This is a genomic window from Lacticaseibacillus camelliae DSM 22697 = JCM 13995, assembly GCF_001436615.1.
Lineage (GTDB): Bacteria > Bacillota > Bacilli > Lactobacillales > Lactobacillaceae > Lacticaseibacillus > Lacticaseibacillus camelliae.
In genome coordinates, this window is record NZ_AYZJ01000063.1 from 1 (window position 1) to 11,626 (window position 11,626).

General features: G+C 49.6%; 4 protein-coding genes. 2 read left to right on the forward strand and 2 right to left on the reverse strand.

The window, feature by feature from the left end; genetic code table 11:
* Positions 1-60: 60 nt before the first annotated feature.
* Both FC75_RS09395 and FC75_RS09400 read left to right on the forward strand, forming a co-directional pair.
* Positions 61-645 (forward strand): histidine phosphatase family protein, encoded by a 585-nt coding sequence (locus FC75_RS09395; protein WP_056989737.1) that lies wholly within the window; start codon positions 61-63, stop codon positions 643-645.
* A 23-nt stretch (positions 646-668) separates the two neighbouring features.
* Positions 669-1,415 (forward strand): SGNH/GDSL hydrolase family protein, encoded by a 747-nt coding sequence (locus tag FC75_RS09400; RefSeq protein WP_054666545.1) that lies wholly within the window; start codon positions 669-671, stop codon positions 1,413-1,415.
* A gap of 194 nt (positions 1,416-1,609) precedes the next feature.
* Here FC75_RS09400 and FC75_RS09405 read toward each other — a convergent pair whose 3' ends face one another.
* Together FC75_RS09405 and FC75_RS09410 are read right to left on the reverse strand one after the other, a co-directional pair.
* A complete protein-coding gene (locus tag FC75_RS09405) occupies positions 1,610-6,244 on the reverse strand; it encodes an InlB B-repeat-containing protein (RefSeq protein ID WP_082623139.1) in 4,635 nt (1,544 codons plus the stop codon).
* Complete coding sequence (locus FC75_RS09410; RefSeq protein WP_056989736.1) at positions 6,231-11,516, reverse strand: S8 family serine peptidase; 5,286 nt, start codon at positions 11,514-11,516, stop codon at positions 6,231-6,233. The genes FC75_RS09405 and FC75_RS09410 overlap by 14 nt, the downstream gene beginning before the upstream one ends.
* Between the last annotated feature and the right edge of the window lie 110 nt (positions 11,517-11,626).

Consider the following 11,626-nt stretch of genomic DNA (forward strand, 5'->3'; position numbering starts at 1 on the left):
GGCCTTTTTGGTCTAGTCGCTAAGGTGTTGCACTTGAATTGTAAACTGGGGAAAAATAAAATGAGTAGTATCCTTTACCTAGTGCGTCACGGTGAGACCCTCTTCAATGTCCAACGCAAAATTCAGGGCTGGTGCGACTCACCACTAACTGCCCATGGAATCGCCCAAGCCAAACAACTCGCCACCTACTTTGACAGCATTCCACTTGACCATGCATACAGTTCCACTTCAGAGCGTGCCGTGGACACCGCTGATCTGATCGTTCACGGCCGATTGCCTGTGCGGCACCTCAAGGCTCTCAAAGAAATGAATTACGGAGTCTTCGAAGGCGAAAGCCAAGTACTTAATCCGCCGTTGCCGAAAGACTTCGAGAACTTCTTTGTCCTGTATGGCGGCGAGTCTTCAAACACCACTGGGCATCGTCTGCTTAAGGCGTTAACCAACATTATGCAGCAACCGGATCACCAGAACGTGTTGGTTGTGTCCCACAGCGCGGCGTGCTACAACTTTTTGCGCCAACTGCAGGACCCAACTGACGTTCTCGCCAAAGGCTTACCCAATGGTGCAGTGCTGGTCTTCACTTTTGGCTCAACAGGCTTTCACCTGTTGCGAGTCGACCGGCAAAAGGCTGAAAAGCAGCTATGAATCAGGATTAGGAGGCCTTAGTTATGAAAAAATCTGCATTGGTCACCCCCGCAATTGGGGCTGCCGCCGTGCTTCTGGCCACACATCACAAATTCGTGAGTCGCATCGTGCTTGGCAATCTGCCAAATTATGCCCCAAGCGCTGCCACATTGAATCCCGCGTCACCCTTATATGGCAAGCACATCGTCTTTTTGGGGTCATCGATCACATATGGCGCTGGGGCCTTCGGTAAATCCTTCGTTGATGATCTCGCCGCCAGCGACGGCCTCATCGCAGATAAGCTCGCAATCTCTGGCACCACACTGGCTGGACCTGAAGCAAAAAGTTACATTTCCCGCTTGCACAACTTCCAACCCGAAACCACGCCTGATGCATTTGTCTGCCAGCTCTCCACTAATGATGGCCGCGCCGGAAAACCCGTCGGCACGGTGACTAAGCCTGGTACAACGGCGTTCGACACGACGACGACCATTGGCGCTATGGAAGCAATCATCACGGAGGTCAATCATGACTGGCATTGTCCCATCATGTTCTACACATGTCTGCGTAAACCCGATGCAAACTACGAACAACTAATTGACAGTCTCTATCAGCTACAGGAAAAGTACGGCTTTGCCATTCTCGATTTGCACCACGATAAAGCCTTGGCCAGTGCCACCAGCATGCAGCGGTTTGCGATGTTGGATGATGCACATCCCACTCAGTTAGGATATCTCAAGCTTTGGACCCCGCTTTTTAGAGCAAGTCTGACTAAGCTTTTGGCCCCGTAAATGATCCATATGACTGACCTGATCCGTAGACTTGAAAATCAACGCGGTCGCTTATCTTGCTTGAAAAAATTAATTGCATACATTTCGGCTCCTGAGCGTATGCATAGACAAAAAGGCGTTCATCATACAACTGATGAACGCCTTTCGTGTAGATTCACCTAAGGGGTACTAATACTTAACAGATTAATTCCAGATTAGTGTTCACGCTTGCGCAACTTACCAAAACCGAAGAAACCTGCAACCGCAGCGATAACGGCCATCCCTGCTGCTAAAACTCCTTGCGTAGACGCTTCACCAGTTTGCGGCAAGTTATCTTTCGAAGCTGCCTTTGCATCTTTACCATTCTTATCGGGGTTAACAGAACCAGTGTCACTAGAAACAGCTTCGGCAAGTGGCTGATCTGCCTCACCCTTGTCGCCGCTATCCACTGGTTCGCCCGTATCACCCTTGTCGCCGGTGCCCACCGGTTCGCCTGTGTCACCTTTGTCGCCGGTATCCACTGGTTCACCTGTATCACCCTTGTCGCCGCTATCCACTGGTTCGCCCGTATCACCCTTGTCGCCAGTGTCCACTGGTTCGCCTGTATCACCTTTATCGCCGGTGTCCACTGGTTCGCCTGTATCACCTTTATCACCGGTATCCACTGGTTCGCCTGTATCACCCTTGTCGCCGGTGTCCACTGGTTCACCTGTATCACCCTTGTCGCCGGTGTCCACTGGTTCGCCTGTGTCACCTTTGTCGCCAGTGTCCACTGGTTCACCTGTATCACCCTTGTCGCCGGTGTCCACTGGTTCGCCTGTATCGCCTGTATCACCTTTATCGCCGGTGCCCACTGGTTCGCCCGTATCACCTTTATCGCCAGTGTCTGCTGGTTCGCCTGTATCACCCTTGTCGCCAGTGTCGGTAACAGTCATATCACCAGTATAATTGTGGCGATCATTTGCTTGAGGGAAGCCTGCTAGTTCCAATATCTCATCATCAGTGAAATCATCGGCGCCTTTAGTACTGGTAAAGAAGTAATCGTAGACTTTCTGGTGAAACACGTTTGAGTGGCTAGTGTCGGCATGTTCTTTCCCGCCATCACGATCTGCAGTCGCTTGTGAAGCTGCCGAAAGAATATCAGATTTGATGGAGTTGAAATCCATATTGTAGGCCTGGTTATAGCCTGCCTGATAAGCCGCCGATGTTCCTGTCAGGTCCATCGCCACCAAACCTTCTCCCGCATCAAGCTGGGCATCGTGCGTGCCATGACTGTACTGAGCGTCGTATTTTGCTTTTGCAAACGTGTATGCCTGTTTGTAAGCTGCCTCAAATTCTGCGGTGGCACCATCCGGCACATGAAGCTGATAGCCACCTTGGGCATCCTCCTTACCCCGTTTCCGTGCCTCAGAAACCTCATCGGAAACCTCTTCATCCGCTGGGAATTCATAAAACTGATTATATCCGGCCTGGAAAAGCTCAGAATGGCCCGAAACATCGGTGGGTTCTTTGCCGGCGGAAATGTCTTGCTTGGCCAGTGCAACACCGGCATTGTAGTCCGCAATTAACTCATCAAACGTTTCGTTATAACCCTTTTGGAAGGCTAATGACTGCTTAGAAATATCCGTTCGAAGTTGTGTCGACTCTGCATCAGAAGTAGCAACCATTTGACCATAAGCGAAATCTGAATCCGCCGTCTCTTTAGTCGCATCGTAAGCTTCAGTATAGGCAATTTGATAGGTTTCAGACTGATCACTGTTATCTGCGGGCTCATTGCCTGCTTCACCATCGGCCTTACCAGCGGCTGCTCCTTGATCCTCGGCACTGGCAATTCCCGTGAACTCAGCGTAGCCTTCATCATACCCATAGGTGTAACCCTTCTGGAAAGCCTCAGTCTCCATTGTCGTGTCGGCATAATCGTAGTTACCCACGCCGTCGGCCCGACCAGCCGCGACCCCAGCATCGTACTGCTGCTGATAAATCTTGTACCCTTTTTCGTAAGCCTCGTAGTAGGCATTGATATATTCTACTGACTTGTCTTCACCAACATTACGCGGAAGACCTGCTTCACCGTCAGCCTGCCCAGCTGCCTTTCCCTGTTCACCAGACAAATCAACAGTCGTATAGAAAGCGTAGATAATCTGATCACGCGTAACCTTATATTGGGTCAGATCAATAACGTTGCCCTTGTCATCCTCCCAATGATCGAAGGTATAACCTTCATGGACCCCAGAGTTGCGGAATGAGCTGTTGTCTTCATACCAGTTTCCAAAGATTTCCCCTTGCGGTACAGATAAGTTGGTGTCAAGGTCAGACTGAGTCGCATCTGCGGCCTTAACCTCCACCTTGAACGCCTCGGTTGTATTGTAACCACGATATGAATCCCGCTCCGTCTCAGCGTAGCCTTTGGCGTAACCCGCTTGATAACCCGCCGAAAAAGCACTCACATCTGCAGCATCGAGATTCTCACCAGAATCTGCGGCCCCAATTGCCTCGCCAGTCGCAAAGTCGGCATCATAGGTCGCTTTGGCATCCGTGTAAGCGGCTGTGTAAGCATCCTGATATGCTTTGCTTTGCGAAGCATTATCAGCCACTTGCTTGCCGGCTGCACCATCGGCCACCCCGGCTTTTTGACCAGCCGCTGCATCCACAGAAAGCGGAGCGAAGACAGCAGTAAATGTCGCATCGCTGCTTGGCGTGTAGTTGCTGAAATCAACCGAATTGCCACCCGCATCTTCCCAGTGGTCAAAAGCAAAGCCTTCAGCTGCAATCGGCGTCGGTACTTTCGCAGCGTTCAGCGGTGTCCCCGCCTTGGCTGAAATGGTCTTGTCAACAGTACCTCGCTTCTCATCAGCAGACTTGAAGACTAACTTCACGCTAGCCGACGTTTTTCCATCATCCTTAGCGAACACTGCGTAAAGCGTTGTGTTGCCAATTGGCTTATAGAGATCAAAGTCGATGACGTTATTGTCCTGATCCTGCCAGTGATCGAAGCGGTATCCCGCCTGTGGTTCAGGGGTCGGCAGCCGGTTCTCGTTCAGCAGCTGACCTGCCTTGGCCGTCACAGTCCCAGAAACGGTCCCTTCATCATTGTTTGCGCTCTTAAATGCCACTTTGATGTCACTGTCAGCACCTGGTGTCAGCGCTGCAGTAACATGGTAATCAGCCTGAAACTGAACCGCTGAAGCAGTTGTCCATTCCATGTGAGAAACCATCCCATCATATTCAAAGGAAGTTGGGCGTCCCTCACCAATATAAATTGCCGTTCCGTCATCGCGCATCTGCCATTTACTGGTATCAACGTGAACATAGGCGAGATCATTTTTTGCATCCTCATCGCTTGCATCTGCGTCGCCAATCAAGTCCCGCACGTTGACATACCAGTGACCATCGACCTCATAAGTATTGGCGCGCACGTGCTCATCAGCAACGTAATTCCATACATACTGAGAAATCACCGAAATATCTGGCACATCATTGGCGATGTAGGAGAATGCATTCCCACTGGCAGCCAAATTGATCAAATGACTAGCACCACTAATATTGAGCGTCCCTGTCAGGTTATTGTTCGTCAAATTCAGGGAGGCTACGACGTGGTTCGGTGTAAAACTAGTCAACTGATTATCAGAAAGGTCGAGCTGAGTGACCTGCGGAAACAATGACGCATCGAAGGTAGTCAGTTTATTGCCGTTCAAACTCAAGGTCCGTAGTCCTGCCTTGTATTCCCCTTCGTTTCTCAATTCGTCAAAACTAACATCATCGCCATGCGCATCAGGTGCGTCAAACGTCGTCAACTGATTATACGAAAGATCGACCGTCGATAAATACTCCAAGCCGGCCAAATCGATTTCAGAGAGCTGATTGCCTTGCAGATAGAGTGTTCCCAGATGAGTCTGCTTTGAAAGATCAATACTCTTGAACTGATTATTCGCCAAATTTAAAGAAGTCAGATTCACATTGCTTAGGTCAAGACTGGAGAGTTGGTTATCCGACGCATCAAAATCAATCAGTCCTGGAAATGACTTAAGATCGAATTCTGAAAAGGCATCCTTGGAAATAGTCAGATCATTAACCTTATCCAAACCGCTGGCGTTGAGGGTTGCCAACTTTGGATCGTTGTACAGATCCAAATTGCTTAGTGCAGGCAGATTTTCGACGGTAGCATCATCCAGACTGGTAAGGTCCTCCGCCCGTAGTTCCTCAAGTACAGGCAAATTTTTGACCGAGACTTTAGTAATCGTACTACTGTCTTCAACGGTCAATTGCTGGAGGCTTGGCAAAGATCCGTCCAGCTCCAGCGACTGCAGAGTCGTAGTCGCATGGGTGGAATAATCATCACCAATTGTCAGCTTGGTAATAGAATCCGATTGAAGATCTTTGGGCCCAATGTGCTCAAGGTTGATCCCTTCAAGATCCAGCATTTTCAAGTATGTCAGCTTCGGCAGCAAACTGAAGTCAGAGACCTCAGAGCCCGCTCCAAGCGAAAGGTTATACAATTTAGGCAGTAATTCAAGCCCTTTAAGGTCCTTCACCGGATCGTCGGGGTCAAGAGCTTCAATGGACTGCATTGAACTCAACATGTCGGAGCTAAATTGCTTGCCATCCCATTCTGGATCAACTTTATAAGCCATTGCAGTCAAGATATCGCGTAGTCCTTGATCCGGAAAATTTACTTTGGTGAAGTCAACTGGCTCATATTGGGCCTGGCCGTCTTTCGAACTATCCCCAGAATCTTCGGTAACTGTGTCTGCACGAACGGACGCCTGAGGTTGAATCAGAGTCGCAAACGATAAACTAGCGAGTAATGCCGTGCTATAAAGGAGTACATTTAAATGTTTATTCTTCTTCATTTCGTTTTTTACCCCCAACAAATGTGAACCCGAGACCAGTCAGCACCATGACCAGCATCCCAGTCAGAGCGTTATGCGCCACTTTCTCGCCTGTGCTTGGCAATCTCCTACCCCGACGGCCGGAATTTGTCCGTGCCCCGCGTGAAACCGACGAAAGCGACCCATTGTCTTTGTATACGCGAGCTGATCGCTCAGGCTCGGAGCTGGCAACGCCTTGATCAGTCTTAGTAGCACCATTTTCGCCACTTTGTTGCTTCTCATCATCCGTGCCAGCAGCTTGAGAAGCGTCTTTACCCGTGGAAACGGAGCCGTCCTGCTTGTTACCGTCGCCAGTAGTGTTGGTATCATCCTTCTCACCGTCGCCGGTGGAGCTAGAATCTCCCTTCTCGTCGGACCCGCCATTAGTCTCCCCTGGTGTCCCGTTTGTCCCCTTGTCTGAATCATCAGTCTTCTCATCTTCAGGAATAATCACAGAAGTGGTGATTGCTGTTGATTTATTGCCTGCATCATCGAAGCTTTGGACGAGAATATCAGTGGTCGCAGTCACTGCAAATGGCTTGGTGTAGGTCTCCCAAGTTTCACCGCCATCGAGGCTGTAACGAAGGTGCGTATATTCTTGCTGATCGGCAGTCAAAGCTTTATCAAACCCGAGCGTGACTGTGATGGCTTTGGTGTTTGCACTCAGATCACTTAGCGATGCTGTCGGCAAAGCCGCAATCTGATTGACGATATTCTTTACGGTGTATGTCGCAACGGGTGATTCATTCCCGTACTTATCGCTAGCTTTGAATTGAATATCCCCATCAATTGCTTTATTTACACTGCCATCGTAGCTGTTCCAAGTCTTACCATTGTCCAAGCTATACTGGATATCTGCGTCTTGCGCCTGCGTTGCAGTCAACGCGACCGGTGCATTGGTCAGCTTCTGAGTGCTTGGCGTAATCGTTGGCGCATCCAGTGCAGCTTTCTTCTGGTGAACGAGAATCCGGCGCTTAGTTTCGTTGCCATAGTTATCCGTGACGGTCATCACAAAGACGTTATCAGAAGCACCGTTGTCTTTAACGAGGTCCTTACTATCGTCTGTTGGTGTCAATGGCAATTCCGTGTCAAACTGTTTTGGTTGATCTGTGGTGTACTTCTCACTAAGCGTTTGATTCCATGGCGTCTGATAAAATTCGTCAGTACCAATCTTGACCGTGTAACCGCTCAGGTTATCACCAAATTCACCCTTTAGTTCAAGGGAATCCTTGTTAGTGAATACCTCATAGTCGTAATCATCTAACGCGGAAGCCTGCCAATTGTCTCCTGTGGTGAAATCAAGAACCGGGAAGGTCGTGTCAACCGCAACCCCGAACGACCCTCGTGTCCACTCCTCAGCACCGCTCAGTTTAAACTGATAAGTAATGTAGCGTACTTGGTTTTCGCCAACTTTGAGCTTGTAACTAAACTGATGCGTGGTTGGATCCACCTGAACCTTGTTTTCGGGATCATCGGGATCCATCGAATGGCCAAGAATCGTGAAGTCATCTACTGTATCAAACGCATTGCCGGCCGTCCCGGTGATGGTCAACGTTTCAGTTGCTTCATCATACTTAATGTCTTTTTCATTCTCCTTGGAGATGTTGACTGTTGATCCCCCGACTACGTTGTCAAAGTTAAGGTAGGTGCGATCAAGCTGAGTCACCAGCATGTCAGCTTCTGGGCCGTCAACTTCACCGACGCCAGGAATCGAGGTGAACGCCTGGGCGCTCATGATGTTCTCACCCTCACGTGCGCTACTGCCGTTGACCATTCTGAACAAAGCGTTAAATTTGCTGGTTGCCTTGTCTAAGTTGTAAGAATCCGGCTCAAATGTCGACCCGCCTTCGTTGTACCCATAGGTGACAATATCGGATGGACTGCCCGAAACGCTCCCAGATAACGTGAAGGTATCCGCAGTATTGTTGACCCCATACATTCTGGAACCATCGGTCATGTCATACCACTGCCCCCCCGCTGGCAAGTCAAGCGTTGTGACAGGCTGTGCAGCAAAACCAAACTTGATTGTTTTAATCACGATATTTTGCTTGGCATCTTGAGAGAAGATCAACTTATCCATCCCATCAGTAGTCGCCACATGTGCCTCAAAGTTGCCATCGTCATCGACTTTGACTGGTTGACCATTCAGATAGAAATCATTCTTGTAGTTGCCATAGATCGTGTAGGTCTTATCATCCTTGTTGTAGTAGGTATCTGTGTCATCTGTCGTTTCACCGTCAAAGGCATTGAAAAGGATCAGACTATTACTGTTCGAAGCCACATCAACAGTAGCCTTAATTTCAATTGATCCGGGGTTGCCGGCGTTATCAATCGCGGCGACTTGGATGTTATTGATACCGTCCTTCAGATACTGTGAAACGTCAGTGATCTCAGTATCAAAATCAAAGGTCTTCAGTGGTTCCTTGGCAAAGTCCTCCACGGAACTAAAGTCTTTAGCCTGACTGACTTGAGGATCCAGCTTGGCGGTGATTGCAAAACCGTTAACAGAAATACCAATCTTGGACAGTGGTGAAAGCCCGCTTGTCTTGTCAGTAACCGTCCCAGTAACATGCCACTTACCATCATCATTCTTTGCTAGATTGACATTGTTAAACTCTGGCTTCGTGCTATCAACCTTAATCGGCATGTCCATGGTCTGAGTCTCGCTGCCAGCATCATCAGAATCTACATTGGCCGTTAGCCGGTAAATATACTGGCCATCTGGTAAGGCCTTCTCTTTGCCAGTCGTCGGATCGTAACTATTCCCATCAAATTTTAGATGATCAATACTCAGATAACTATTCGTGGTCACGTGCTCCCCATGACCAGAAATGTAGTTTTTGGATGCATCAAGTGCAGAACCCAAATCACGTACCGTCTTGCCGTTCGCATCAACAATAGTAGCCTTAAGTTCCTTAGCATTACGATTAAGCGAAACGTAAGGAGAAGCATTGTCCTGAGTACCATCCCCATTTGGTGAAATGGCGACGTAATTAGCGTCGTACCAGTACCGCCCAAGCGGGGTCGAACCCGTGTCACTAAATTCGCTATCCCAAACCAGGCCCAGTGCTGCCCCATCTTCAGACATCAAAAAATTCCCGTGATCCGAGACATATGCACTTTCATCAGGATAAATTGATTTGCCAGAGTTGCCAATGCCATCAAAAATCTTCTGCGCACTGTCCCAGTTCCCGTAGAACCCAAGGAACGCCATTGAGAGATCTGGGCTGTCTGACGTGTTGCTCTTAAAACCAACGAATCCTTCAGCCCATTGGGACTTGTGGAAGCCATTCGGTAAAGTCAGCGTCACAGTGACATCTTTAGACTCCCCAGCCTTCAAGTCGAATTCCTCTGCATCTGCTTTCAGCGTCGACCCGGAGATGTGCTTGTCATAAACGTTTTTGTCCTCATCCACTGCCTTAGTGTAGGCACCGCCAAAATCGTTGAAATTGTATGATATATCGGTTTTACCGTTATTCTTCAGATTGATTGTGAAAGTTGCTTTGTCACCAATTTCCTTAAGCGAAGCCGCGCCTTTCCCTTTTACTGTCATGGCAACGGTAGACTTCAGGGCTTGGCTGATCTGAACAATCCCAGAACCCTGTCGTCGCGGTGAGTATGGGGCGTTATCATGCGCTTTGTCGAGCACCGGAGTAGCCGTGTTCATCATGGCAAGCTTGGCTGCCGTCACTCGGTCCTTGCCGCTCAGGCCGAGCCCATTCGCCTTTTGACCTTGAAGCACAAGTGCCGTGGCGCCTGCCGTCACTGGCGTCGCCATAGAGGTCCCTGACATATCCTGATAACCATTATCATTGGCCGTTGACCAGAGGTGCCCACCAGGCGCAGTGATATCAGGTTTTAATTCAAGGTCAGTGTTTGGCCCCCAAGTGGTGTAATAGGACATTTCATTCGCCGTGGAACTGGTTGAAACCACCGGCGTGAAAGTACTGAATTTATAAAACTCCTTCGGGTGCGCTTTGACATCATCAACCAGTGTTTTACCATCTTTCATGCTCGTGAAAATGGTTGGCAGGCCAGCTGACAGCCCCGCTTCCCCATCACCAACCGTCACGTTGTTGATAACGATCAAACCGGCCGCGCCGTGAGATTTCGCGTTGGCGTATTTATCGGCAAAAGTCACTTCGCCATTACCGCCACGAGAAACTACTGCGACTTTGCCACTGACGTCGACATTGGCGTAGTCACCATCGGAGCCGGCCCCCACCCCATCAACGACATCTTCGTAGTTGCTTTCATTCGGCACAACGACCAACTGCGCCGTTGGGAAATGGGCTAACGCCTTCGTTGAGGAAACCAAGTCCGCATTGGGTTCAATGCTGATAGCCTTGCCGAAAACATCGCCATCATCGCTAGCATGAGTGACGGAAGTGCCATAAGAGGTCCAGGTCGTGTTGTCGGAAGAAGCGACGGTGATGGCATCCTCGGCAATGCCAGGGGTGGACATCAGTCCATCATCGAGCGCGTTGTAGTTCGCCAACGCCCCTGTCGCGCGACCCGTCGAATTACCGGAGTTACCCGCGGCAATAACCGAAACGACCCCTTCGTCTGCTGCCGCTTCAATGGCGTCATTTTCTACGTCACTCATGTTCGCATTGGCGTCATCAGCACCAAAAGACATATTCATGACGTCCGCGCCGAGCTTCACTGAATCTTCAATGGATTGCACGATCACGTCGGAGAAAACCCCGGTACCCATATTATTGAAGACCTTCATGTCCAGCAACTGGGCTTCCGGTGCGACTCCTTCAACCGACTTCACGTTATCCGGATTTTCCCCATTGGCCGCCACGATCCCCGCCACGTGCTGGCCGTGCATTTCTCCAGTGGTGTCGTAAACTTCTTCATCATTACCATCAGCATAGTTGTGTGCAAAGGGAATCTTGGTATTTTCATATTTCCCATAACCCAATTCATCGATGGCCTTTTGCGCGGTTTCCTTCGAGATCTTCGCGGTCGATTCATCGGTCAGGCGGAAATCCTTGTGCGTCGGATCGATTCCACTGTCAATGATTGCAACGGCCATACCCTCGCCTTTAACATTCTGTTCTTGCCAAGCTTGTACCGCCTGGACGGTTTTATCAGCAGAGATGTCTTGCGGGGTCTGAATGGCACTAACTTCAACCGACTTGACGCCATCAAGTGCCTGCAGCTTGCTGATGTCTGAAACTTTGGCATCAATCGAAAAGCCCTTCACCAGATAGCCAAACTCTTCTTCAACCTTGCTGCCGGTCAATTTCTCAGCCGCCTCAGTAGTCGCCTTCTGACTCGCTAAGGCCTTATTTTCCGCACCCCAGTTTACAATTCAAGTGCAACACCCTGACGACTAGACCAGAAAGGCCATGA

Excerpts from the sequence above, each read along its gene's own strand:
- FC75_RS09395 (WP_056989737.1), top strand. The coding sequence starts at position 61 with ATGAGTAGTATCCTTTACCTAGTGCGTCACGGTGAGACCCTCTTCAAT.
- FC75_RS09400 (WP_054666545.1), top strand. The coding sequence starts at position 669 with ATGAAAAAATCTGCATTGGTCACCCCCGCAATTGGGGCTGCCGCCGTG.
- FC75_RS09405 (WP_082623139.1), bottom strand. The coding sequence starts at position 6,244 with ATGAAGAAGAATAAACATTTAAATGTACTCCTTTATAGCACGGCATTA.